The following is a 24,125-nucleotide window of genomic DNA, read 5'->3' as shown; positions in this document are numbered from 1 at the left end:
CAACGCGGCGCAAATATTACTGTGAAACGCACCGGCATGCAAGCACTTATATCAATTACCGTTGTCGACGCGGCGGACGCGGTGCCCAGTCGTCCTTCGAGGACCGGCGTGCGTCATCTCTGGATGACCGCTGAGCGGCACCCTGACGTCCTTCGCCGGCCCGGCCCCTGCTGTCATCGCGGCTTTTGCTGTCACGGCCACCGTCGCGCGAGCTCGTGGACTTGACGCCACGCACGGGACGACGCTTGTCCTTGTCCCGATTCCAGCGGTTTTTCTCATCCGGCGTCAACTGCGGCACACGCCGCTGCTCCAGACCTGCCAGCGTCGATAGTCCATCGACCTCTTCCTGAGTCAACTCGGTCCATTCCCCCGCCCGGGCCCGCTTGTCGATAAAGATATTGCCATACCGAACGCGCTTCAGACGGCTGACGGTCAGGCCCTGGGATTCCCACAGGCGACGAACTTCACGGTTGCGCCCTTCAAGAATCACGACGTGAAACCAGGTATTGATGCCTTCGCCACCAAACTCCTGAATATCGGAAAACCTTGCGGGGCCATCATCCAGCATTACCCCTTCGGCCATGGCGTTGACCTGTGCCTGGGTTACTTCACCCATGACCCGCACGGCGTATTCACGCTCGATCTGCATCGAGGGATGCATCAGCTTGTTGGCCAGCTCCCCATCCGTGGTAAACAGCAACAGACCACTGGTGTTGATATCGAGACGGCCAATCGCGATCCAGCGCTCTCCCTTGAGGCGCGGCAGCCGTTCAAACACGGTGCGTCGTCCTTCAGGATCACGTCGCGTACACAGTTCGCCTTCCGGCTTGTTATACATGATCACCCGACGCGGGGCGTCTTCGGCAGCACGGATGCTGACCGGGCGGTTATCGACATTCACGCTGTCGGTGGTGGCAATACGGTCGCCAAGGGTCGCTACCCTGCCATTGACCGTAACGCGACCATCGGCAATCGCGGTTTCCATTTCGCGGCGTGAACCCAGCCCGGCCCGGGCCAGTACCTTCTGCAGCTTTTCAGTCGTCGTTGTCATCAGTGTCATTACTCTCATCGTCGTGCCGGTTATCTGCTGTCTGGTCAGACAGTGAATGCCGGCGTTCGATCAATCGCTGGCCCAGGGTGGCAAAATCCAGCGTTGATTCCGTGGACGCCTTCTCGGCGTGTTGTGCTGTCTCGCTCGCATTGTCAGGCGGAACAGCAGGTGCATCTTCCTTATCGAGGGAGAGTATATCGCCCTCGGGGGAAGCATTGTAATCCTGATTGCCCTCCGTGTCGGGAGGCGTGCTCAGGGTGTGCATGGGGGGCAGTTCATCAAGCGTTGTCAGCCCGAAGTCATCCATGAAGCTGCGAGTGGTAGCATACACGGCCGGTCGCCCCGGCACGTCACGATGACCGATGACCCGCACCCAGTTACGCTCGGTCAGGGTCCGCATGATCGAGGCACTGACCGATACGCCTCGTACCTCCTCGATGTCTGCCCGCGTAACCGGCTGGCGATAGGCGATCAGTGCCAGGGTTTCCATCAGCGCCCGGGAATAGCGCTGCGGGCGCTCTTCCCAGAGCCTGGAGACCCAGGGCGACAGGGCCTGACTGACGTGAAGACGGTACCCTGAGGCCGTGTGACTCAGTGTCAGGGCGCTGGACTCAAGACGCTGACCCAGCACATCCAGCGCGGCCTTGAGCTCGAGCCTGGTCGGCCGCTCGCGCTCGTCGAACAGGCTTTCCAGCCGGTCAAGCATCAACGGCTCCCCGGCGGCCAGCAGCACCCCTTCGATAATACGATCCAGGGAAATGTCATTGTGAGTCACGGCACCTTTTACTCCGGGTCATTCACTGGCATACGTCATTATTCATCGTCAAAGGCAGACTCTCCGCCCTCCTCGCCCGTTATCCCGTCAACGTGATCCGCCTCGGCAAGTCGGGCACGAACGTGAATCGGCGACAACGGGGCATTCTGAACGATCTCGATCATGCGCTCCTTCGCCAGTTCCAGCAGGGCCATGAAGGTCACTATGACCCCGGCGCGGCCTTCCTCCAGCGTAAAGAGCGCTTCAAAGGGCGTAAAATGTCCTGCATCGAGGCGCGCCATGATGGCGAGCATACGCTCACGTGTCGAGAGGGTTTCACGTGTAATCTGGTGGGACTGATTCAGCTCGGCCTGGGCCAGCAGCCCCTTGAGCGCGCCCAGCAGGTCCGCCATATCCACCTCCGGGTAGATCACCCGGGGAGAAAGCTCCGGCAATGCGACCTGAGGGCTGAACCAGTCACGCCCCTGGCGCGGCAGGGTATCCAGCTCATCGGCCGCCTGCTTGAGTTGTTCATATTCCTGCAGTCGACGCACCAGTGCAGCTGTCGGGTCGTCCTCGTCCTCCTCCGCGTCCCCCTTCGGTGGGCGCGGCAACAGCGTGCGCGACTTGATTTCCGCCAGCATGGCGGCCATCAACAGGTACTCTGCCGCCAGATCGATCCCGGAAGTTTCCATCAGCTCGACATATTCAATGTACTGGTGGGTCACCGCCGCCACATTGACCGCCAGAATATCCAGGTTCTGACGACGAATCAGATACAAAAGCAGATCCAGCGGCCCTTCAAAGGTATCCAGAAAGACCCTGAGCGCTTCCGGTGGAATATACAGATCCTCGGGCAGTTCCGTGACAGGCTCATCATTGACTCGTGCCAAAAACGAGGACGGTGGCGCCGACAGCATCGGTACCGACGGCAGTGCATCGGAATCGCTCATCGCGAAAAGGGCTCAGGGTAATCAAGGGAAAGGGGCAGATTCATCGTGTAATTGTACCAGCATTTCAGACATCTGACGCCTGTCAGGAAGCGCTGTCGGCGCGCCGATAGCGTCCTTCGTAATCAAACAGCTTTTCTCGAATCCTCCAGTATCGCCCTACCTTGCGACCGATCACGAAATCAGGCGCTCGAAGCCGTGCGTGCTCGGCACAAACGGTCTCGATACTGTCCGGTACCCAGCCGGTTCCGGGGGCCCGCAGGTGGTGGCGTAGAAAAACCCGCTCGAACACGGTGCGCTGGGCGGGGGTCTCCAGGGCAAACCACTCATCGAGCTGCGCGCCATCCTCGTCGTGATAGACCACCTGAAGCCGGGGCATGCCACGGCCATTGCGCGCCGCCACCAGCTCCATGCCGCTGACGCGCAAAACCTTCGCGTCACGCAGCTTCAAGGCCTCCTTGAGCTGGTTGTCAGCGTCCACCAGCAACCGCTCACACCCGCCACAGCGCCGGGCAGCAATATCATTTTCCGTTCCGCACTCATCGCAGACCTTGAAGCGAAATCTGAACAGGCACTGGGTCAGGCCCTGCTCTCCTTCCACCAGTCCCTGGCAGCGTCGTCCGAAATGCTCGATCAGAACCTCACCGTCCATGCGCCCCCAGAAAGTATTGGCAAAGTCACACAGTGGACATGGTACCTGCACCGGCTCGGTATCCGACGCCGGGCGCGGCGTGGTCATGTCCGGGTCATAAAGTCCCCAGGGGTTGCCGGCATAATCCAGAATCAGACAATCGGTCTTGCCCGGACTCAGGCGAAGGCCGCGACCGACAATCTGCTGATAGAGCCCGACCGACTGGGTGGGACGCAATATGGCAATGACATCCACATGGGGGGCATCAAAGCCGGTAGTCAGTACCGACACATTCACCAGGTACTTGAGTCGGCGGACCTTGAAGTCGGCGATGATCTCGTCACGCACCCGAGTCTCGGTCTGCCCGGTCACCAGCGCACTTTCCGGAGGAAGGTAGGTCAGGATCTCCTCGGCATGCGCCACGGTCGCGGCAAAGATCATGACTCCCTGCCGATCCGTCGCCTGAGCCAGTACATCCTCGATGATCACGGGAGTAGCCCGACTGCCCTTCACTACCCGATTGAGTTCATCCTCCCGGGGTGCTGCGTCACGGCGGGTTATCAGGTGGGAGAAATCATACCGGGCAATGGCAGCATCAATCAGGCGCGGTTCGGTCAAATATCCCTGCCGCACCATCACCCGCAGCGGTTGTTCGAATACGCAGGCCCTGAAAAAGGACGTCTCCGGCCCGCGCACCATGCCGTGGTAATGCTGGTGATAAATGGCGCCCTGGCCGAGCCGAAACGGCGTTGCCGTCAGCCCCAGCACCTTGAGATTCGGGTTCGCTGCCCTCAAATGATCGATAACCTGCTGATAACGCGATACGCGCGTGGCATCATCACTGACGTCCACCCGATGGCATTCATCAATGACCAGCAGGGTAAAGTCACCGCCCCCGAAGGCATCAAGGCGATTGGCCACCGATTGCACCGACCCGAAAACGACCTGACGTGCGGTTTCCTTGCGCCCCAGACCGGCACTGAAAATGTCCGCCTGCAGGCCGTAGGCCTCATACTTGGCGTGGTTCTGCTCGACCAGTTCCCGAACGTGGGCCAATACCAGTACGCGCCCGCGGGCAAGACGCGCCAGCTCGGCAATGACAAGGCTTTTTCCGCTGCCGGTGGGCAGTACAACCACCGCCGGCTCGCTGCTGCGGCGAAACCAGTCCACCACGCGGCGAACGGCCTCCTGTTGATAGGGGCGAAGTGAAACCTGGGTCATTGCACCACACACGAATAATGAAGGGGCCACCATGATGGTGGTCTCGTTCGAATCAGACAAGGCAGGCGTTCCCTGCCAGGAGTTGCCATGGATGCCAACCCGGTACTGCAGACCTACCTCGATTACCTCGATGAAACAACCGAGGTGGAGGTCGTTGAAGACCACGCCGCCAGATTGACCAATGATGGCGTTGATTTCATGCTGATCGCCGCCGAGGATGAACCCTCGTTTTTCCAGCTCCTGCTGCCCAATGCCTGGCCCACCGGCACGGATGATCAGGCCCTGATGCTGGAAGCAGCCAATGAAGTGATGAATACCCTCAAGGCCGTCAAGATTGTACTGATGGAAGACACCGTTCACCTGAGCGTGGAACAGTTTGTCTCGGGGCCGGATCAGGGTGGCCAGTTGCTCGAAGGCCTGATTGAATTACTGAAAAGCGCCGCCGCCGAGCTGCACGAGCGACTGGGCATGGGCAAGGCCCCTCTGGTTCACTGATACGGCACGCATCTGCGCTCATCGACCACCCATAACAAGGAAGACACCCCATGAGTCACACCCCGTTAGTCATGACTGCCCGCTACCAGGTTCGGCCGGAGGCCATCAAGGAATTCATGGCCCTGGCGGAGCATGATGCCAGTGAGTCCCTGGCCTTTGAGCTTGGCTGTCGTCGGTTCGACATCAGTCTGGACGATGGCAACCCCCACACCGTAGTGCTGACGGCGACCTTTGATGACCGCTCGGCCTTTGATCATCACACCCACATGCCGCATTACCTGCCCTGCCTGGCAGGGGTCAGCGACATGCTGGAGGCACCGGCCGAGATCGACCTGTCCGCAGAAGACGCACCCGCTGCATGACGACATGTGCCCCCGCTCCGTATCAGGGAGCGGGGGCACATGGACATCACTTCACTTTCAGCGTATCAGGCCGGGGATGACGCCTGCATGTCGATGACAAACCGATACTTCACATCCCCCTTTTCCATGCGCTCGAATGCCTCATTGATCTGATCGATTTTGATCATTTCAACGTCGCAGGCGATATCGTGCTTCGCGCAGAACTCAAGCACTTCCTGGGTCTCCGCCATGCCGCCAATCAGTGAGCCTGCCACCACTCGACGCTTCATCAGCAGATTGGCGGCGTTGATGGGCGGATCGATTGGCTCAAGCAGCCCGACCAGAATATGCGTGCCATCATGGCCCAGTGCATTCAGATACGGGTTCAGATCATGCTGTACCGGGATGGTGTCAAGCATGAAGTCAAACCGGCCGGCCACTGCCTCCATCTGCGCCTCGTCGGTGGAGATCACCACGTGATCTGCGCCCTGAGCCAGAGCCTCCTCCCGCTTGCCTTCTGAGCGGGTAAAGAGAGTGACTTCCGCACCCAGAGCCCGAGCCAGCTTGACCCCCATGTGCCCCAGTCCACCCATGCCAATCACGCCCACCTTGTGACCGGGCCCGACGCCATGATGACGAAGCGGCGAGTAGGTCGTGATGCCGGCGCACAAAATCGGCGCGGCGCCTTGAAGGTCGATACCCTCGGGCATGCGCACCACAAACCGCTCACTGACCACGACGTGACGGGAATACCCTCCCTGGGTCAGCGACTGATCGTGGCGATCCGGACTGCCATAGGTCATGGTGAATCCTTCCTGACAGTACTGCTCCAGCCCATCGTGACAGGCACTGCAGTGTCTGCAGGAGTCAACCATGCAGCCCACACCGACAACGTCACCGACCTGATAGTGGCTGACATCACTGCCTACCGAGGTGACGCGACCGACAATCTCATGACCCGGCACTACCGGGTACGATGAAAAGCCCCAGTCATCACGAGCAAAATGCAGGTCGCTGTGGCAGACGCCACAATAGAGAATATCGATGGACACATCGTCGGCACGAGGCGCACGGCGCTCAAAGGTCCAGGAAGACAGGGGCTGGTCGGGAGAAAAGGCCGCATAGGCCTGGGTAGTAACGGGCATGCATGCCCTCCTTGTACAAAAAAAGTCTCCGTCAGTGTGCGCCTGACACCCATGCCAGACCAGAGCCGTTACTACCTCAAATATGCCTGTTTCTCCAGAAAAAATGAAAAAAGACTCGCATACCCTGTTATCACGTGCACAATAATACGGTCACCTTCGAACAAGGAGCCCGTCATGTCTGATGGAGAACAGCCATCGATAGCGCAGCATACCGTGGACCGTCTGGCGGAACTGATCACTCCGCACGCACCGAATGATGGCTTTAATGACACCATCATCCCCGGCCTCAGGACCCTGCGCACCCACTGCGCCCAGCAGCGCACGCCACAGATGTACGAACCCGGCCTGGTCGTGATTGCACAGGGCGGCAAGCAGGGCTATCTGGGCGATCAAACCATTCATTATGGGGCCGGTCACTACCTGATTCAGGCCATGCCGCTGCCGTTCGACTGTGAAACGGAAGCCACCCCAGAGGCTCCTCTTCTGGGGATAACACTGCACATCAGCCCGGAAATACTCAGCGATCTGGTACGCCACATGCCCTCGCCGGAACAGGAACCACCGGCGCCGATGGCCTCTGTAGCCCTGGATGAAGACATGGCCGGCAGCGTGATTCGACTGCTCGAGTGCCTTGATGATCCACTCAAGGCACAGGTGCTGGGTGAATCACGCGTGCGGGAAGTCATTTTTCAGGCACTGCGCGGCCCCCAGGGCGGCAGCCTGCATCACCTGATGTATCATCAGGGCCAGTTTGCCTACCCCCGCATCGCACGGGCGCTGCATATCCTGCATAGCGAGTATCAGAGCACACTGGCGATCGACACGCTGGCCGAGCAGGTCCACATGAGCGCATCATCGTTTTATCACCACTTCAAGCAGATCACCTGTCTGTCACCACTGCAGTATCAAAAGCGCGTTCGGCTGCTGCGCGCCAGGGCACTGCTGGCCCAGCCGGATCACTCCGTTTCGCTGACCGCCAATGAAGTCGGCTACACCAGCGCCTCCCAGTTCAGTAGGGAATACAAGCGCTATTTTGGTACCAGCCCGCTGCAGGACCGCCCCGGGCAGGTTTGAGGCGCGGTAGTTGCCCACAAAAAAGGGCCGCAGCATAAGCGGCGACCCCTTGACCTGCTCAACAGTCCTGCCGATCAGCCCAGCCAGACACGGGCATTGCGGAACAGGCGCATCCAGCCGCCATCCTGTGTCCATTCTGCCGGACGCCAGGAGTTGGTGACTGCACGTGCAACACGCTCCGGATGCGGCATCATGATGGTGACGCGTCCATCGGTGGTAGTCAGACCGGTAATCCCGGAAGGCGACCCGTTCGGGTTGGCCGGGTAACGTGAGGTTACCTGCCCGTGGTTATCGATATAACGCATCGATATCTGGCCGCTGGCCTGCAGCGCCCGTAGCCCTGCATCATCCGGGAATTCTACCCGACCTTCGCCATGAGCCACGGCTACCGGCAGACGGGAACCTTCCATTCCGGCCAGAAACAGCGATGGTGATGCCTCAACCTGTACCATCGAGACACGCGCCTCGAACTGCTCGGACTCGTTGCGAACAAAGCGCGGCCAGTGATCAGCCCCCGGAATCAGTGTCTTGAGCTGAGACAGCATCTGACATCCGTTGCAGACCCCGAGCGCCAGGCTGTCTTCACGCGTGAAGAAGGCCTCGAACTCATCGCGGGCCCGGGTGTTGAACAGTATCGATCGGGCCCAGCCGCCGCCGGCGCCCAGCACATCGCCGTAAGAGAAACCACCGCAGGCTACCAGCCCCTGCATATCGGCAAGCGAGACGCGGCCTTCCAGAATATCGCTCATGTGTACATCAACGGCATCGAAACCGGCACGGTCAAAGGCCGCCGCCATTTCCATCTGTCCGTTGACGCCCTGCTCTCGCAGGATGGCAATCGCAGGGCGTGCGCCCTTGTTGATGAACGGCGCCGCGACATCTTCGTTGACATCAAACGACAACTCGGCAAACAGTCCCGGATCACGGGCATCCAGCAGGCCATCAAACTCGGATCGTGCACAGGCCGGGTTATCCCGCATGGCCTGAATCCGGTAGCTGGTCTCTGCCCAGGCGCGCTGCGTTTCGATGCGCGTCGACTCGATCAATGGCTCGCCATAAAGCGAAACCCGCACGACATCATCGGCTCGCGTAGTCGCCACGACGCCACAGGCACCATCGAATCCGGCCGCATTAAGCTGGGAAAGCACCTCGGCCGTGTCGCTGCGGCGCACCTGCACTACTGCCCCCAGCTCCTCGTTGAACAGGGCATGAGTCGCGTCATGAAGGTCATAGGCCAGCCAGTCGAGATCAACATCAAGGCCGGTGTGGCCGGCAAAGGCCATTTCCAGCAGCGTGACCAGTAATCCGCCATCCGAGCGGTCATGATAGGCCAGCAGCCGGCCGTCTCCGTTCAGGCCCTGAAGCACGGCAAAGAAGGCGCGCAGATCTTCCGGATCATCCACATCCGGTGTGCTGGCACCAAGCTGGCCATACACCTGCGCCAGCGCAGAGCCGCCGAGGCGGTTTTTGCCACGCCCCAGGTCAATCAGGATCAGGTCAGTCTCCCCCTGATCCGTGGCCAGTGTGGGCGTCAATGTCGCCAGCGCATCGGTGACGGGTGCAAACCCGGAGACGATCAGCGACATCGGCGAGGCCACGGTCTTGTCACGGCCGTTATCCTGCCAGTCGGTACGCATCGACATCGAGTCCTTGCCCACCGGAATGGTCAGACCCAACGCCGGGCACAACGCCATACCCACAGCGTGTACCGCATCGTACAGTGCTTCATTTTCGCCCGGATGGTCTGCCGCACTCATCCAGTTGGCGGACAGCTTGATGTCTGACAGTTGAGCGATCGGCGTGCCCGCCAGGTTGGTAATGACCTCTGCCACGGCCATGCGCGCAGAAGCCGGAGCGGAAATCAGTGCGGCCGGCGTGCGCTCGCCCATGGCCATCGCCTCACCCTGGTGAGTATCGTAGGACGAAGTGGTTACCGCGCTGTCCGCTACCGGTACCTGCCATGGCCCAACCATCTGGTCACGCGCCACCATGCCGGTAATCGAACGATCGCCGATGGTAATCAAAAAGCTCTTTGAGCCCACCGCCGGCAGGTGCAGCACCCGTTCCATGGCTTCGCGCAGGTCAAGGTTGTCGAGCATGACACCGGACAGCTCGTGCGATGCACGCTCAAAGGAACGATGCATTTTCGGCGGCTTGCCGAACAGCAGGCTCATCGGCAGATCCACCGGCGAGGTGTTGAAGTGGCCATCACGCACTTCGAGGTGATGTGCTTCCTGCGCCTCGCCAACCACGGCATACAGGCACCGCTCACGATGGCACAAGGCTTCAAAGGCCTCGAGCTGCGCCGGAGCAACGGCCAGCACATAACGCTCCTGAGCTTCGTTGCACCAGATTTCCAGCGGGCTCAGGCCCGGCTCGGCACTGGGAATGGCGCGCAGGTCAAACAGGCCCCCCCGGTCCCCGTCCTTGACCAGCTCCGGCAAGGCATTGGACAGGCCGCCCGCACCGACATCATGAATGAAGCAGATCGGGTTATCGGTGCCCATGGCCCAGCAGCGATCGATCACTTCCTGAGCACGACGCTCCATCTCGGGGTTACCACGCTGAACCGAGGCAAAATCCAGATCTTCGCTGGAAGCGCCGGACGCTGTCGAGGATGCTGCTCCGCCGCCAAGGCCGATCAGCATTGCCGGGCCACCCATCACGATGAGCTTCGCGCCTACCGGGATTTCCCGCTTGTCGACATGCTCGTCGCGAACGTTGCCATAGCCACCAGCCAGCATGATCGGCTTGTGATACCCCCGCCGTTCGATGCCATCACGGCTGATGACGTCCTGTTCGTAGGTCCGGAAGTAGCCATTGAGGTTGGGCCGACCAAACTCGTTATTGAACGCCGCTGCCCCGATGGGCGCTTCGATCATGATGTCCAGCGCACTCTTGATTCGGCCGGGCTTGCCGTAGTCGTATTCTTCCCAGGGCTGGATAAAGCCGGGCATCCGCAGATTGGATACACTGTAACCGGCCAGACCGGCCTTGGGCTTGCCGCCGATTCCGGTGGCACCTTCGTCACGGATCTCGCCGCCGGCGCCGGTCGAGGCCCCCGGGTGCGGGGCAATCGCCGTAGGATGGTTATGAGTTTCGACCTTCATCAGAATATGAATCGGTTCCTGATGATAGCCGTAACGATGATCGGTCGGTGACGGGAAGAAGCGCCCGGCACTCAGGCCGCGAATGATCGCTGCATTATCACTGTAGGCCGACAGTACGTTATCGCCCCCCTGTTCATTGGTATTCTTGATCATCTTGAACAGGGACAGGGGCTGGGCTTCGCCATCAATGGTCCAGGACGCATTGAAGATCTTGTGGCGGCAGTGCTCGGAGTTGGCCTGGGCAAACATCATCAACTCGATGTCGGCCGGATTGCGCCCCAGGGCGGTAAAGGCCTCGACCAGGTAATCGATCTCGTCGTCAGCCAGCGCCAGGCCCAGCTCGCGGTTGGCCGTTTCAAGCTCGGGCCGCCCGCCGCCGATAATGTCCACATGCGCAAGCGGACGTGGCGCCTGCGTATCGAAAAGATGCACGGCATCGGCCGTATCATGCAGCACCGTTTCAGTCATGCGATCGTGCAGATGATCCAGTATCCTGCGCTGCACTTCTTCGTCAGGTAATTGTCCGAACGTGATATCGTAAACGATTCCACGTTCGATTCGACGTACCCCGTCAAGACTGCAGTTATGAGCGATATCGGTCGCCTTGGACGACCAGGGAGACAGTGTTCCCAACCGGGGTACCACCAGCACCTGGCGGCCGGCAGCCGGCGGCAGGGTATCGGTGGCATCCAGCAGTGAGGCCAGACGCGCAAGCGTCACCTCATCCAGCCGGTGCCCGGTATCAATGAAATAGGTATACGTCGCACCCAGTTGTTCAATGTCGGCGCCAGCCTCGCGCAGGGTATTGAGCAGTTTGGAATGACGAAAGGAAGAAAGGGCACTCGCGCCTCGCAGTTCGAGCATGACGAAGGAAGCCTCTGCAGCAGCATGAATGAAAGGGCATCCACTCGCGGATCGCCCCCGGGCAGCGGGGAGCATGATACGCGAAACCCCTGCCAGAGGCGAAAGTATAATGGCCTTGCTCGCTGTTTTTCGCTGCACAGGGCAGAAACCCTCTGTGCGATGTTTTCAAGTGCTATCCACTACAAGTAATTAGACGCCTATGCGCCTGCTGTTTCCCGACGTATTGAAGCGCCCCTCACATCGGTGGTTGTCACTGCTCGTACTGTGCGGTCTGATGGCCATTCCGGAAATGAACCTGTTGCCACGCGACGGGGAGCTTGGCGCGGTCAGAAAACGGGATTTCCTGCAGGTCTATACCCGCAATACTCCCACCTCCTTTTATGAAGGCCGCCAGGGCCCGACCGGGTTTGAATACGAACTGTTCACTCGATTTGCCCGCACCCTGGGGGTGAGCCTGGCCGTCGACCGCGAGAACAATATTGCCGGTATTCTCGGTGCCGTGCGCACCGGAAAGGCCGACCTCGGAGCAGCAGGACTCCCCCTGACCACCACGACCCCCGGGGTACGGTACAGCCGCCCGCTGATGACGATGCAGCCACTGGTCATCTATCACCGCGGCCTGCGCCGACCACGCACCCCCGAGGATCTGATAGGGCTTGATATAGCGGTCCTGTCCAATGCAGGCCCTGACAGCCTGTTGAGAAATGCCCAGGCATCACTGCCCGCGCTGAGCTGGAAGGAAAGCAGCGATCTGGAAGTCAATGACCTGCTGGAACTGGTCAACGATGGCCGACTGGACGCTGCCGTCATTTATGAACACCAGTTCAAGCTGAACCGATTATTCTATCCGCAGGTCGAAAATGCCTTCTCCCTAGGCCATCCCCTCTCCCTGGTCTGGGCCTTCCCGGCCGACACGGATATCAGCCTGTTGTCACGCGCCAATCAGTTCATCGACACCCAGCGTCGCAACGGCACGCTGGACCAGCTGATCGAGCGTTATTTCGGCCATGATGATTACCTTGAGTACGTCGGCGCACGCCGATTCATCAATCAGGTCAAGACCACCCTGCCGCGCTACCAGGCCCTGTTCCAAAAGGCGGCCAGGGAAACCGGGATCGACTGGAAAATGCTGGCGGCGCTGGGCTATCAGGAGTCTCACTGGCGCCCCGATGCCGTCTCTCCGACCGGTGTGAGAGGCCTCATGATGTTGACGCGTCCCACGGCCAGACGCATGGGTATCGCCAACCGACGTGATGCGCACCAAAGCATCGATGGCGGATCACGCTACCTGGCCAGTGTGCGGCGCAGACTGCCCGCTTCCATCAAGGAACCGGATCGGACCTGGATGGCAATGGCATCCTATAACATCGGGCTGGGTCATGTGCTGGATGCCAGACGTGTCGCGCGTATGCAGGGACAGAATCCGGACCTGTGGAAGAACATCAAAACGGCACTGCCTCTATTGCAAAAACGACAATGGTATCAGCAGGTGCCCCACGGTTACGCGCCAGGGCACGTGGCGGTCTACTATGTTCGTAACATCAGACGTTATCACGACATATTGAGTTACGTGACGCGCAGTCAGCAGCGTTTCGAACCACTTCGCCGCTTTGAGGAGAGCAATGACCTGCCCTCCTTTGACACCATCCCACCGGTCGACTGACACCATGTTGCTTGCATCACTGGTATTTTTGATTATTTCAAGCATTCAGGCACCGACCTTTTCGACCTGGCTGCTGTGCGGGCTGGGCAAGGCCCATATAGTGCTGCTGCTTGTCAGCAAGCGCCTCAGCCCCGAATGGCGCTGGGCATTGGCCGGTATACTGCTGACCGTCGAGCTGACCCTGCTGTGCAGCTACATCATGCCCACCAGCTGGGTCGGTCATGATGAATGGGAATGGCTCTATGAAACCCTGAGCCACGGGCACTTCACCATTTACGACCGCCCCCCCCTGCTGATGCTGGCCCTTGAAGTCCTGCTGCTGGTTCACACCTTCAACAGCCGGTTTGTCAGGCTGGCCTCACCCATGGTGCTGACCATGGCTCTGAGCATGATGGGCGCCCAGCTCTGGCTTCAGCTTCAGACATCTTCCGGTCCGTCCGAAAGCATTTCCTTGTGGATGGCCGCCGGCCTGATGCTGCTGGCCCTTTACCAGACCCGCCCGTGGCTGGCTGCCGACCATCCCGGTGCTACTCGGCTGGCAACAGTACTGGCGCTGGGACTGAGCAGCACCTTCATGTTATCAGCGCTGGGCTATTGGCACTTTCAGAACGTACAGACCCAATACCGGCTGGAGCGCACCGCTCGCCAGATCAGCGATAACGTTCTGGAGCACGTCAGCCAGTCACTCGAGAATCATCACCGTGCCATGAGCCATTTGACCAGTGCCTGGTCAATGCTGGAACGCCCTCCGTCGCAAGACCAGTGGGACAGTCTGGCAGTCAATTTCAATGACGACTTCGGCTACCAGGCACTGCTGGCATTCGTATCGCCATCCGGCGTCATCACACGCGTTGCCACCCGCGGCATCCCGCCTCGCACCGGGCTTCCATTCAACCAGCTGATGCATCCGTTGAGTGGAAATGCACCCCTGTCTCCTGGCGCGGATGGCTATACGGATGTGATCGATCTGAAGGGAATGGGGCCTAGCGTCATGTTTTATCTGCCCAGCCGTGACAGCCGGGGCGTCATTTTCGGCGCCACGTTAAGCGTCATCGCCCTGGCTCCCCTGCTGAGCACACTGACCACCCTGCTGGGCGAAGAACATGTGGTCTTGAACGCCTACGAGCACGGGCGTCAGATCTACCGCCTTGGTCCCGCCGAAACACCGGCCGAGGCAAGCTATTGCAACGTGCTGTCGCTGGGACAGGAAGGCATTACCCTGTGCACCACGCCCACTCGCCAGCGGCTGGCACGGGAGTATTCCAGCATGCCGGATATTGTGCTGGTCGTCGGGCTGATATTTTCACTGATGATGTTTGTGCTGTTTCAGCTGAACCGAAGGCTCAACGCCCAGCACATGATGGAGCGTGATGCCCGGGATGCTCTGGAACAGGAAGCCGAACAGCGGCGTGAACTGCAGCAGGCCATCGAATGGATGGCGCACCACGACGACTTGACCGGCCTGGCCAATCGGCGCCACTTCATGAACCTCGCCGGCACCTGGCGGGAAGATGCAGGGATCACCCTGCTGATGATCGATCTGGACCATTTCAAGGCCATCAACGATACCCTGGGCCATCAACAGGGTGATCATGTGCTGGCCGAAGTCGCCCGAGCGCTCAAGCTGGCCATCGATGTGCACAATGGCCTGATTGCCCGTTACGGCGGCGAAGAGTTCATGGCACTGGTGCCTGGTATCGACCCGTCTTCACTGACCGACCTTGCCACGAGTCTTCGTGAAGCCGTCAGTGGTACCGGACTGATTCACCCGGCGACCGAGCGTCCGATCACTGTCAGTATCGGCATGGCCACCGGCACGGCGGGTGCCCTGAACGGTTTGATACAGCGCGCCGACACCGCGCTTTACCAGGCCAAGCGTGCGGGCAGGAACCGGGCGGTGCTGTCTCCCCCCGGCGGCTAACGGCGTGCATCGAAAAAGGCTTTCAGCAGGCGCCTGGAGGCCGCGGCCAGCACGCCACCCCGATGGGACAGACGATGATTAAACCAGGGCTGATCAATCAGGTTGGCCCGGGACTGGATCATGCCGGTCCGCGGCTCCGGTGCCCCGTAAACCAGATGGTCCACACGGGCGGTAATCATCGCCCCCAGGCACATCATGCAGGGCTCAAGCGTGACGTACAGGGTGCATCCCGACAGACGATAGTTATCGACATGCAATGAGGCCATCCGCAGCGCCTGAACTTCAGCATGAGCGGTGGGATCCAGAGAAGACCGGGGCTGATTGAACCCCTGTCCGATCACTTCCCCCAGAGCATTGACCACGACCGCCCCGACCGGCACTTCGTCAAGCTCCAGCGCCTCACGAGCCGCCTCCAGGGCGCGATGCATGTAGAATTCATCGCTGCGCATCTGCGCTACACTCTGATGATTTTCCGTCTGGCTCATTGTCATCACATTGTTCCTGTCACCTTACACGCCATCAGCCATTCAAGGAGCCCGTATGCCATTGAAGACCCTTGCCGAACTGGTCCAGCCGGACCTGCTCGATACTCGTCACTTTTGCGGCCAGAGCCAGGATCTGGGCCTGCCTCAGCTTTATGGCGGCCAGGTTCTGGGCCAGGCCCTGTCGGCAGCGCAGCGAACCGTGGAAGAAGGCCGTCTGGCCCATTCACTGCACGGCTACTTCATCGCGCCCGGCGACCCGAATGCCCCGGTGGATTATGAAGTCGACATCCTTCGGGATGGTGGCAGTTTTTCGACAAGGCGAGTAACCGCCACGCAGGCCGACACCACCCTGTTCATCAGCAGTGCATCATTTCATCGCCCGGAATCCGGCCTTGAGCACCAGGCACCGGCAGACCTGCCCCCCTTTCCCGAGGCGCTCATGGCACAGGGCACCCGGGTGGAGCGCTACCCCGGCCACCCGATCGAGTTCGTGCGCATCGCGCCTTCCGAACAGGATCCCCAGCATGTTCGTCACTGGTGTCGGTTGTCCGGTGAACTTGATGCTCCCGCAGATCTGCACCAGGTTCTGCTGGCCTACAGCTCGGATTTCTATCTGATCGCCAGTGCCCTGCGTCCGCACCAGCGGGACTTCAGGGACCCCAACCTCAGGATTGCCAGTCTGGATCACGCCATCTGGTTTCACGAGCACGCCGATATCACTGACTGGCTGCTGTATGACATTACCGCCGTCTGGAGCGGCCACGGACGTGCCCTGTGCCGCGGTGTCTTTTACAATCAGCAGGGCGTACGCATCGCCTCCGTGGCGCAGGAAGGCCTGATCCGGCTCAAAAAGGGCTGAAGCATGGTATTAGCCGGCACGTAACCGGCGCTGATAGTCCGCCTTGAGCCGCTGATAGGTTGAATCGGCCTTCGCCTGCTGCCACACAGCATAAAAGATGGCGGCGGATTCAGCCTTTACCGGGTCTTCCACCGTCTGGCGAGGCAATTCCTCGCCAGTATCAGCGTCGTATTTGCGACCGCCCTTGTGGTTGGCATAACGTCTCGCCCGGGTATAGCCCATCTGGATGAACTTGCGCGCCATGTCCATTCCCGCAAAATCGCCCTGGCGCCCATATTCGAGAAACATCTCGAACAGGGTATCCGCCGATTGTCGGGCGACTTCCGGCGTCTTGAAACGCCAGTGCGGCAATAGTTCGCTTTTGTAGGGCTCGATGGTCAGAACGCCCTGTTCCCCCCGACCCATGCGATATTTTTCAGGATGCGCCCGATAGTCCGTCGTATCTGCCATGGTCATCTCGTGTTGTCGGTCAGCGAATGCGCAGCCTGCGGGCACGAAACTGACGCCCCTTGAGCCGCCCGTTCTTCAGCTGGTTCAGCGCCTGATCCGCCTTGTCACGGGCCACTGCCACATAGCTTGAAGTCGGCTGAACACTGATGCGACCAAGGTCATCCGCAGCCAGGCCGCCATCACGCGTCAGGGCACCCACGATATCTCCCGGACGCAGTTTCTGTTTTTTGCCACCATCAATGGCCAGCGTCACCATCGGTGCCGGCGACGGCCCCTCGTGGCCGGGGGCGGGCAACGGCGAGTCCATCAACTCCCTGTCAAGATACGATGCCAGTGCCTGAAGCTGATGGCCTTCCTTTGACGTAAACAGCGTGACGGCGCGCCCGGCCTGACCGGCGCGGCCGGTGCGACCGATACGGTGTACATGCACATCCAGATCACGGGCGATGCGCATGCTGATGACCAGCGCCAGATCCGGGATATCCAGCCCTCGGGCAGCAACATCGGTCGCCACCATAATCCGGGCGCTGTGCTGGGAAAACAGCAGCAATGCCTCATCCCGCTCACGCTGCTCCAGATCGCCGTGCAGTGCTACCGTATCCCAGCCGGCAGCGCGCAGGGCCTCGGCTGTCTCCTGGGTCTCCCGTTTGGTTTCACAAAACACCAGACACTGCGCCGGGCGATAATGGCTCAACAGACACGTCACGCCGTCCAGCAGCCCACCGCGCTCCACCAGATGAAAGTGTTCCTCGATGGCCGGAGGCGTTTCATCGTCACCGGCCTGCACCATGGCAGGATTGACCAGCCCGGCCTGCGCCAGGGCCTGCACGTCCTCGGGCCAGGTGGCGCTGAACAGCAGCGTCTGACGAGGAACAGGCAACCAGCTCATGATGGCCTCGAGCACCTCTTCAAAGCCCATGTCCAGCATTCGATCGGCCTCATCCAGCACCAGCATCGACAGGGCATCCGGCGACAGGGAGCCCTTGCGGAGCAGAGCCTCTACCCGGCCGGGCGTTCCGACCAGCACATGAGCGCCATGGGTCAACGAGTGAATCTGACGACCGATGGAAGTTCCACCACAAAGCTCCAGCACCTTGAGATTCGGCAGGCTGCGGCCCAGCCGTCGCAACTCGGCGGCGACCTGATCGGCCAGCTCACGTGTCGGGCACAATACCAGCGCCTGGGGAGCGAACCACTCCAGACGCAGGCGAGTCAGTACCCCGAGGCCAAAGGCCGCTGTCTTGCCGGACCCCGTGCGGCCACGGGCAATCACATCACGGCCTTCCAGTACGACAGGCAGTGCTGCCGCCTGTACCGGGGTCATGGTGGTAAATTCAAGCGAGGCCAGGTTATCAAGCAGCGCCGCCGGCAATGGCAGCGACGAAAATTCAGCGGTATCGGGCACAGGGGGACCTTCAAGTAACAATTCAGTACCTTATTGTCGCTGCCACGCGGCCATAACCCAAGTAAAAACACGCCCTGACGTCATTTCAGACAGCACATGCCGGCCAGGCAGAAGCAAAGGACTTGCCTTGTAGCCGTGTATCAGGCGTACAATCTCATGAAGCGTCATCAACACATTATTCTTATATTAAAACAACACGTTGGAATGTCATGAAAAAATGGATTGCTGCATCACTGATTGCCTCGGTAATGGCTTCCGGGACAGCACTTGCCCGTATCCCCGACCCGGTACGCATCGCCATTGATGTCCCCTATGAGCCGTTTGTCGAACGCGCCCCCGATGGCAGCCTGAAAGGGTTTGAAATCGATCTGGGCAATGAATTGTGCAAGCGGGCCAGCCTGAACTGCACCTGGGTAGAACAGGGCTGGGATGGCCTCATACCAGGCCTTCTGGCCCGCAAGTATGACGCGATCCTGTCCTCCATGGGTATCACGCCGGAGCGGGAACGACAGGTAATGTTCTCGATTCCCTACTACAACACGCCCAGCGTTTTCCTGACCTCCCGTGACAGGGACATCAACTTTGACGACAAGGCCTCGCTCAAGGGTCTGACCATCGGCGTTCAACGCGGCACGATCCGTGATGTCTACCTGAGTGGCCAGTACGCCGACACCTTCAACATTCGTCGCTATGGCTCCTCCGAGGACGCCGACAACGACCTGAAGGCCGGTCGACTCGACCTCATCATGGAAGATCTGGGCGTCGCCACCAGCACCCTGGACTTCAAAACCCAGGACAGCCCGTTCAAGCAGATTGGCCCCACCCTGAGCACCCCGACCTCCATTTTCGGCAAGGGCTCGGGCATTGCGTTCAGAAAGCGCGACCAGGACCTCGCCGACAGGTTCAACCAGGCGATCCGCGATGTCTATGCCGATGGCACGTACTATACGCTGATGGACAAGTACTTTGACTATGACCTGTCCACGCCGCCCGACGGCATGAGCCGTCCTGACAAATAAATCACAGGGCCACCTCCGGGTGGCCTGCCTTCCTATTGACACTCCGCCTCGGGAACTTCTTGTGAGACACGATGCCCACCCTCTGCTGTCGGCGCTGCCCGGCACGCACCGCCAGATTGACAGTTTCACCTTCGGGCCATCGGACGCGTCACGGCGCGTGTATATTCAGGGCGCCCTTCACGCTGACGAACTGCCAGGCATGATGGTGGCATGGACATTGAAGCAGCAGTTGCTGGCGCTGGAAGCCGAGGGCCGGCTTCGCTGCCAGATCACCGTGGTTCCGGTCGCCAATCCCGCCGGCCTGGACCAGCAACTGATGGATGTCCCTCTGGGCCGCTATGACCTTGAAACTCTGACCAACTTCAACCGGCACTATCAGGACGTGACCGAGCAGGTTGCCGACGGCCTGGAGGAGGCACTGAGTGATAATGCATCAGACAATGTCGCGCTGATTCGAACCCGCATTCGCCAGGCGCTGGACAGCCTGCCTGCCGATTCTGCCCTGGCGCACCTGCACCTGACCCTGCAGAAGCTGGCCTGCAATGCCGACTTCATTCTTGATCTGCACTGCGATTTTCACGCGGTGGAACATCTTTATACCACCCCGGCGGCCTGGCCTTCGTTCGAACCACTGGCCTGTTACTTTGGCGCCCGGGCCAGCATGCTGGCAACCGACTCCGGCGGCCAGTCCTTTGATGAGTGCTTTACGCTAATATGGGAGCAGTTGCGGGCGCGTTTCGGCGATCGCTATCCGATCCCCTATGGCAGTGAGTCGGTCACGCTGGAACTGCGCGGCCAGGATGATGTGAGTCGCACTCAGGCCGAACAGGACGCTGCCGCAATTCTTCACTGGATGATGCACCTGGGGCTGATCGAGGGAGACGCTCCCGCGCTGCCGGCCCTCCCCTTTCCGGCCACCGACCTTGCCGCGATGACCTTTTTAAAGGCCCCGCGCGGCGGGCTGCTGGTATTTCACGCAGATGCAGGCGAGCTTGTTGAAAAAGACCAGCTTATCGCTGAAATCATCGACCCGATCACCGATGAAGTGCATGCTCTCAAGGCACCACAGCGTGGCATGATGTATGCCAGAAGCCTGCGTCACATGGCCACCACCGGCATGATCGTGGCTGATATTGCCGGCTTCGAAGTACACCGCAGCGGTTATCTACTCGCGCCGTAAATGCTCCGATATGGATTCGGGGCTGTTATCGACGGCGATGTTCAGTAGAATTTCCGTTTTCACTGATCATGTGATGGACGAGCACAATGGGCAGAGCGTTTCAGAACCGCAAGGAATCCATGGCCAAGACGGCCGCGGCCAAAACCAGGGTATACAGCAAGTACGGACGCGAGATTTACGTCTGCGCCAAGTCAGGCGGTACGGACCCCAACAACAACCTGAGCCTGCGAGGAATGATCGAGCGCGCCAAGAAGGATCAGGTGCCTACCCACGTGATCGACAAGGCCCTCGACAAGGCCAGTGGCGCCGGGGGTGAAGATTTCTCCGCCGCTCGCTATGAGGGGTTCGGTCCGGGCAATTGCATGATTATTGTCGAGTGCCTGACCGATAATCCCAACCGCACCTTCGGTGATGTTCGTGGCTGCTTTACCAAGAACAAGAGCAAGATCGGGACCCTGGGCACGGTCAGTCACATGTTCGATCACTGCGCCATTTTTTCCTTTGCCGGTGACGACGAGGAAGCGGTACTCGAGATGCTGATGGAAGCGGACGTCGATGTCACCGACATCGAATCGGAAGATGGCCACATCACCGTCTTTGCTCCCCATACCGAGTATGCAAAAGCCAAGCAGGCACTGATCGACGGCATCGAGGGGATCGATTTCGAGGCAGACGACATCCAGTTCCTGCCCCAGACCCACACGGCCATCGAAGGAGACGACGTCGCCCAGTTCGAGCGTCTGGTGGATATGCTCAATGATCTGGATGACGTGCAAAACGTCTACCATAACGCCGAATTGCCCGCCTGATACCCGACCGGCCCTGTGTTTCCTGCAGGGCCAGCTTCCCTTCAAGTTTTCTATCGTTCGGCCGCTAACCATTGATGTATTCTCCCCTGGCGACGATAAAAACATCATGGCGACGATCACGACCAATACGCTCTCGCTGACCACCCGACAGCATCAGACGAGAGTAAACGACCAGCTTTCCAACGCCATTGAACGGTTATCTTCCGGACTGCGCATCAATAGCGCCCGTGATGATGCCGCCGGCCAGGCCATGGCCAACCGCATGCAAACCAACCTCAATGCCGACCGGCAGATCAGTCGTGGCATGAGTGATGGCATCAGTCTGGCGCAAACGGCCGAAGGCGGTCTCGACCGCATCAATGACCTGCTGCAACGCGGTCGCGAGCTGGCAGTTCAGTCAGCCAACGGCACCCTGTCCGACCCGGACCGGGCCACCCTTAATCAGGAATTCCTGTCCCTGCGTGCGGAAATCGACCGTATTTCGGGCAGCACCGAAATTTTCGGCAAGACCCCGCTTGCCGGTGAAGCGGCACTGACCGGTATCAAGCTGGGGGATACGCCCCACGTGGTTGATGTGTTCGACGATGGCAGCCAAAGCTACTCGTCCGGCGTCAAGGCCATCGCCTATGTACCGGCTGGAACTACCAATTTCACCCTGAACATCAACTCCTATAACCAGGACGATGACATTCAGCTGTTTACTACCGACGGCAAACACCTGATCGGAACCCCGGTCAATGGCACCAGCGATTATACCTGGACGCATAACGGCATTACCGACGGGGCCACTGCCACCACTCAGCTACTGAATACCAGTGACGGCTTTGACCCCGGTGCCACCTACGATGACAGTCAGTTTGTCGATGCCACCGGCAGCTACAGCCGCCCCGGAGCCGCCGCTACCAATAATTACAACGGCATGACAATCGGCTACTCCGGAGATGGCGACCGCACCGCCCCGGCCACGGACCCCGAGTTCAACAATGGCCGTCTGAATGGAAGTGAAACCAGCGAGACGGTCGAAACACTGACCGTTGATAATGTCACCGAGAACCTTATTCTGTTCATGTCCGGGGAAGGCTCCTTCACTGCCTCCGCCAGCTGGGATACCCTGCCGGGTACCTATATGAAGGATCCGAACGCCGCCGCCAGCAGCGATACCGACATAGTCATGAGCGCAGATTACGGCAGCGCCATGAGCACCCTCACCATCAAGGCCACGCCGTCCGACAGCAAATCCCTCGGTATCGATAACACCGCGCTGGACCCGATTGAAAAGGCCCGCGAGGCCATGGCCGAACTGGATAATGCCATATTGAAGGTGGATGACTATCGCAGTCAGTATGGTGCAGCCCAGAACCGGCTGGAGGGGGCCATTGACACCGTCAGTGACAAACGCACCATTACGTCCGCAGCGCAGTCTCGCATCATGGACGCCGATTATGCGCAGGAAAGCTCCCGCATGACCCGAGCGCGCATCATCAGTGACGCAGCCAACGCCATGCTCGCCCAGGCCAACCAGGTGCCTGACGCCATGCTGAGCCTGCTGAAGTAACCACCCGGCACTTTCTGCAATGCCTCGCAGCGCATGCATCAGGGATGCAGGACGTGCCGGTCAGCGTTATCCTTTCTGCCCACCCCGGAGCAGAGATCACCATGCCGATTCAACAAAGCCTCATGCACCGCCTTGCGCTGGATGACGCCTCGAATGCCCTGTCGCTCCAGCTCGCCGATAGTGAGCAGCAGCCTACTCCCGCGCTCGATGACCTTCTGAGCCATTGCCTCAAATTGTTCAACGGCAAGAGCAAGGGCTTTGGTCATGCCGGCGATACCCCGGCCCCTCAAAGCCTGCTGGGCTGTCTGGATGCATGGCAACGTCAGGACACCGACTTCCCTACCGCCACGCATCATGCTGCCCAGGCACTGGCCCCGGCGCTTCAGGAACATCTGTCGGCCAGCGGTTATCTGTGGTGTGTGCATTACACACAGGGCGAAAATACGTTTGTCGCCGTCATTCTTCTGCATGACCGCCAGGGCTACGGCATGGATGAACAGGGCAATGTTCACCTGTCGCCGCAGCTCAACACCAGCCAGTTCTCACTGGCTGTACGCATTGATCTGACCCAGTGGCAGCGCGGCGGCAACAGTAACTACGTGGCGTATTTAAAAAGCGGGGGCGCCAAAAACATGATGGATGCCTTTCACGGCTGGCTCGGTTGCGAGGAAGGCGGAGACTCTGCCAGAGAAACCCGTGCCCTTTTGCAGGCCTTCAGTGAGTATGTCGGTAGTGAAGACATGAGCGAGGAAGACAGCCGGGAAAAGACCGATGCCGTGGTGAGCTACGCGACCGACCAGGCCAGCACCGGCGAACCGATGAGCCTTGACGAGTTTTCGCGCCTGGTCAGCGATGAACACCCCGAGGCCTTTTTCGACTACATTCGTAACAGTGATTATGGTCTGGCAGACGAAGTACCGGCAGATCGCAAGACCATCAACCAGTTTCGCCGGTTTACCGGCCGTGCCTCGGGCGTATCGATCAGTTTTGACTCCCATCTGCTGGGTGACAGCATCGAATACAACGAAGATGCAGACCGACTGATCATAAAAAAGGTGCCGGAAAAGCTGAAAGCCCAGCTGCTTGAGCGCCAGCGTCACTGATGATTCACACGTTCTCCAGTAAATTCGCATAAAGCAGGGA

At 59.7% G+C, this 24,125-nt stretch carries 20 protein-coding genes; 11 read left to right on the top strand and 9 right to left on the bottom strand.

Annotated elements, in window-relative coordinates:
- Positions 1 to 55: 55 nt before the first annotated feature.
- From rluB to radD, 4 genes are all read right to left on the bottom strand, one after another.
- Entirely contained in the window at positions 56 to 1,051 is a 996-nt protein-coding gene (gene rluB / locus NAT21_RS04400; RefSeq protein WP_250936012.1) for a 23S rRNA pseudouridine(2605) synthase RluB, read from the bottom strand.
- Positions 1,035 to 1,826, bottom strand: coding sequence for an SMC-Scp complex subunit ScpB (scpB, locus tag NAT21_RS04395; RefSeq protein ID WP_250936011.1), 792 nt, complete (start codon positions 1,824 to 1,826; stop codon positions 1,035 to 1,037). Before scpB ends, rluB begins: the two co-directional genes overlap by 17 nt.
- 38 nt (positions 1,827 to 1,864) lie before the next feature.
- Positions 1,865 to 2,725: a segregation and condensation protein A gene (locus NAT21_RS04390; protein WP_250937987.1), complete on the bottom strand. Its 861-nt coding sequence runs from the start codon at positions 2,723 to 2,725 to the stop codon at positions 1,865 to 1,867.
- A 115-nt stretch (positions 2,726 to 2,840) separates the two neighbouring features.
- Entirely contained in the window at positions 2,841 to 4,607 is a 1,767-nt protein-coding gene (gene radD / locus NAT21_RS04385; protein ID WP_250937985.1) for a DNA repair helicase RadD, read from the bottom strand.
- An 87-nt stretch (positions 4,608 to 4,694) separates the two neighbouring features.
- Between radD and NAT21_RS04380 the strand changes: the two genes are divergently transcribed.
- Positions 4,695 to 5,102, top strand: coding sequence for a hypothetical protein (locus tag NAT21_RS04380; RefSeq protein WP_250936010.1), 408 nt, complete (start codon positions 4,695 to 4,697; stop codon positions 5,100 to 5,102).
- A gap of 50 nt (positions 5,103 to 5,152) precedes the next feature.
- Positions 5,153 to 5,464, top strand: coding sequence for a putative quinol monooxygenase (locus NAT21_RS04375; protein WP_250936009.1), 312 nt, complete (start codon positions 5,153 to 5,155; stop codon positions 5,462 to 5,464).
- A 65-nt stretch (positions 5,465 to 5,529) separates the two neighbouring features.
- Here NAT21_RS04375 and NAT21_RS04370 read toward each other — a convergent pair whose 3' ends face one another.
- Positions 5,530 to 6,588 carry an NAD(P)-dependent alcohol dehydrogenase gene (locus NAT21_RS04370; protein WP_250936008.1) on the bottom strand — a complete coding sequence of 353 codons (1,059 nt, stop codon included), beginning with the start codon at positions 6,586 to 6,588 and terminating at the stop codon, positions 5,530 to 5,532.
- A gap of 174 nt (positions 6,589 to 6,762) precedes the next feature.
- Between NAT21_RS04370 and NAT21_RS04365 the strand changes: the two genes are divergently transcribed.
- Positions 6,763 to 7,662, top strand: coding sequence for an AraC family transcriptional regulator (locus NAT21_RS04365; RefSeq protein WP_250936007.1), 900 nt, complete (start codon positions 6,763 to 6,765; stop codon positions 7,660 to 7,662).
- Positions 7,663 to 7,736: 74 nt separating this feature from the next.
- On the opposite strand, the gene purL is transcribed toward NAT21_RS04365, so the two are convergent.
- Positions 7,737 to 11,636 (bottom strand): phosphoribosylformylglycinamidine synthase, encoded by a 3,900-nt coding sequence (gene purL, locus NAT21_RS04360; RefSeq protein ID WP_250936006.1) that lies wholly within the window; start codon positions 11,634 to 11,636, stop codon positions 7,737 to 7,739.
- 199 nt (positions 11,637 to 11,835) lie between these two features.
- Here purL and mltF point away from each other — a divergent pair, with 199 nt between their 5' ends.
- Complete coding sequence (mltF, locus tag NAT21_RS04355; protein WP_250936005.1) at positions 11,836 to 13,299, top strand: membrane-bound lytic murein transglycosylase MltF; 1,464 nt, start codon at positions 11,836 to 11,838, stop codon at positions 13,297 to 13,299.
- 4 nt (positions 13,300 to 13,303) lie between these two features.
- On the top strand, positions 13,304 to 15,220 hold the full coding sequence (locus tag NAT21_RS04350) for a GGDEF domain-containing protein (protein ID WP_250936004.1): 1,917 nt from the start codon (positions 13,304 to 13,306) through the stop codon (positions 15,218 to 15,220).
- On the opposite strand, the gene tadA is transcribed toward NAT21_RS04350, so the two are convergent.
- Positions 15,217 to 15,669 (bottom strand): tRNA adenosine(34) deaminase TadA, encoded by a 453-nt coding sequence (gene tadA / locus NAT21_RS04345; RefSeq protein ID WP_250937983.1) that lies wholly within the window; start codon positions 15,667 to 15,669, stop codon positions 15,217 to 15,219. The two genes, NAT21_RS04350 and tadA, sit on opposite strands and share 4 nt — an antisense overlap.
- A gap of 91 nt (positions 15,670 to 15,760) precedes the next feature.
- On the opposite strand from tadA, the gene NAT21_RS04340 reads away from it, so the two are divergent.
- Positions 15,761 to 16,564 (top strand): acyl-CoA thioesterase, encoded by an 804-nt coding sequence (locus NAT21_RS04340; protein WP_250936002.1) that lies wholly within the window; start codon positions 15,761 to 15,763, stop codon positions 16,562 to 16,564.
- Between the two features lie 9 nt (positions 16,565 to 16,573).
- Here NAT21_RS04340 and NAT21_RS04335 read toward each other — a convergent pair whose 3' ends face one another.
- Positions 16,574 to 17,014 carry a DUF4385 domain-containing protein gene (locus tag NAT21_RS04335; protein ID WP_250936000.1) on the bottom strand — a complete coding sequence of 147 codons (441 nt, stop codon included), beginning with the start codon at positions 17,012 to 17,014 and terminating at the stop codon, positions 16,574 to 16,576.
- 19 nt (positions 17,015 to 17,033) lie between these two features.
- Positions 17,034 to 18,419 carry an ATP-dependent RNA helicase DbpA gene (dbpA, locus tag NAT21_RS04330; RefSeq protein ID WP_250935998.1) on the bottom strand — a complete coding sequence of 462 codons (1,386 nt, stop codon included), beginning with the start codon at positions 18,417 to 18,419 and terminating at the stop codon, positions 17,034 to 17,036.
- Between the two features lie 209 nt (positions 18,420 to 18,628).
- Here dbpA and NAT21_RS04325 point away from each other — a divergent pair, with 209 nt between their 5' ends.
- From NAT21_RS04325 to NAT21_RS04305, 5 genes are all read left to right on the top strand, one after another.
- On the top strand, positions 18,629 to 19,438 hold the full coding sequence (locus NAT21_RS04325) for a transporter substrate-binding domain-containing protein (RefSeq protein WP_250935996.1): 810 nt from the start codon (positions 18,629 to 18,631) through the stop codon (positions 19,436 to 19,438).
- Positions 19,439 to 19,499: 61 nt separating this feature from the next.
- Positions 19,500 to 20,618 carry a succinylglutamate desuccinylase/aspartoacylase family protein gene (locus NAT21_RS04320; RefSeq protein ID WP_250935994.1) on the top strand — a complete coding sequence of 373 codons (1,119 nt, stop codon included), beginning with the start codon at positions 19,500 to 19,502 and terminating at the stop codon, positions 20,616 to 20,618.
- A gap of 86 nt (positions 20,619 to 20,704) precedes the next feature.
- The gene (locus NAT21_RS04315; protein ID WP_250935992.1) at positions 20,705 to 21,427 is read left to right on the top strand and encodes a YebC/PmpR family DNA-binding transcriptional regulator; all 723 of its coding nucleotides are present in this window, start codon (positions 20,705 to 20,707) and stop codon (positions 21,425 to 21,427) included.
- 106 nt (positions 21,428 to 21,533) lie between these two features.
- Positions 21,534 to 22,982 carry a flagellin N-terminal helical domain-containing protein gene (locus NAT21_RS04310; protein WP_250935990.1) on the top strand — a complete coding sequence of 483 codons (1,449 nt, stop codon included), beginning with the start codon at positions 21,534 to 21,536 and terminating at the stop codon, positions 22,980 to 22,982.
- 101 nt (positions 22,983 to 23,083) lie between these two features.
- Positions 23,084 to 24,085 (top strand): nucleoid-associated protein, encoded by a 1,002-nt coding sequence (locus tag NAT21_RS04305; RefSeq protein ID WP_250935988.1) that lies wholly within the window; start codon positions 23,084 to 23,086, stop codon positions 24,083 to 24,085.
- Positions 24,086 to 24,125: the final 40 nt, after the last annotated feature.

The organism is Larsenimonas rhizosphaerae (genome assembly GCF_023700005.1).
In the GTDB taxonomy this organism is placed as follows: Bacteria; Pseudomonadota; Gammaproteobacteria; order Pseudomonadales; family Halomonadaceae; genus Larsenimonas; species Larsenimonas rhizosphaerae.
Note: the sequence above shows the minus strand (reverse complement) of the source record. Positions and strands in the feature narration are given on the sequence as shown.

Coding starts and splice junctions, on each gene's coding strand:
- NAT21_RS04340 (WP_250936002.1), top strand. CDS start 15,761: ATGCCATTGAAGACCCTTGCCGAACTGGTCCAGCCGGACCTGCTCGAT.
- NAT21_RS04370 (WP_250936008.1), bottom strand. CDS start 6,588: ATGCCCGTTACTACCCAGGCCTATGCGGCCTTTTCTCCCGACCAGCCC.
- NAT21_RS04315 (WP_250935992.1), top strand. CDS start 20,705: ATGGGCAGAGCGTTTCAGAACCGCAAGGAATCCATGGCCAAGACGGCC.
- mltF (WP_250936005.1), top strand. CDS start 11,836: ATGCGCCTGCTGTTTCCCGACGTATTGAAGCGCCCCTCACATCGGTGG.
- NAT21_RS04335 (WP_250936000.1), bottom strand. CDS start 17,014: ATGGCAGATACGACGGACTATCGGGCGCATCCTGAAAAATATCGCATG.
- radD (WP_250937985.1), bottom strand. CDS start 4,607: ATGACCCAGGTTTCACTTCGCCCCTATCAACAGGAGGCCGTTCGCCGC.
- NAT21_RS04365 (WP_250936007.1), top strand. CDS start 6,763: ATGTCTGATGGAGAACAGCCATCGATAGCGCAGCATACCGTGGACCGT.
- rluB (WP_250936012.1), bottom strand. CDS start 1,051: ATGACAACGACGACTGAAAAGCTGCAGAAGGTACTGGCCCGGGCCGGG.
- NAT21_RS04325 (WP_250935996.1), top strand. CDS start 18,629: ATGAAAAAATGGATTGCTGCATCACTGATTGCCTCGGTAATGGCTTCC.
- NAT21_RS04350 (WP_250936004.1), top strand. CDS start 13,304: ATGTTGCTTGCATCACTGGTATTTTTGATTATTTCAAGCATTCAGGCA.
- NAT21_RS04305 (WP_250935988.1), top strand. CDS start 23,084: ATGCCGATTCAACAAAGCCTCATGCACCGCCTTGCGCTGGATGACGCC.
- tadA (WP_250937983.1), bottom strand. CDS start 15,669: ATGCGCAGCGATGAATTCTACATGCATCGCGCCCTGGAGGCGGCTCGT.
- NAT21_RS04310 (WP_250935990.1), top strand. CDS start 21,534: ATGGCGACGATCACGACCAATACGCTCTCGCTGACCACCCGACAGCAT.
- purL (WP_250936006.1), bottom strand. CDS start 11,636: ATGCTCGAACTGCGAGGCGCGAGTGCCCTTTCTTCCTTTCGTCATTCC.
- NAT21_RS04390 (WP_250937987.1), bottom strand. CDS start 2,725: ATGCTGTCGGCGCCACCGTCCTCGTTTTTGGCACGAGTCAATGATGAG.
- NAT21_RS04375 (WP_250936009.1), top strand. CDS start 5,153: ATGAGTCACACCCCGTTAGTCATGACTGCCCGCTACCAGGTTCGGCCG.
- NAT21_RS04380 (WP_250936010.1), top strand. CDS start 4,695: ATGGATGCCAACCCGGTACTGCAGACCTACCTCGATTACCTCGATGAA.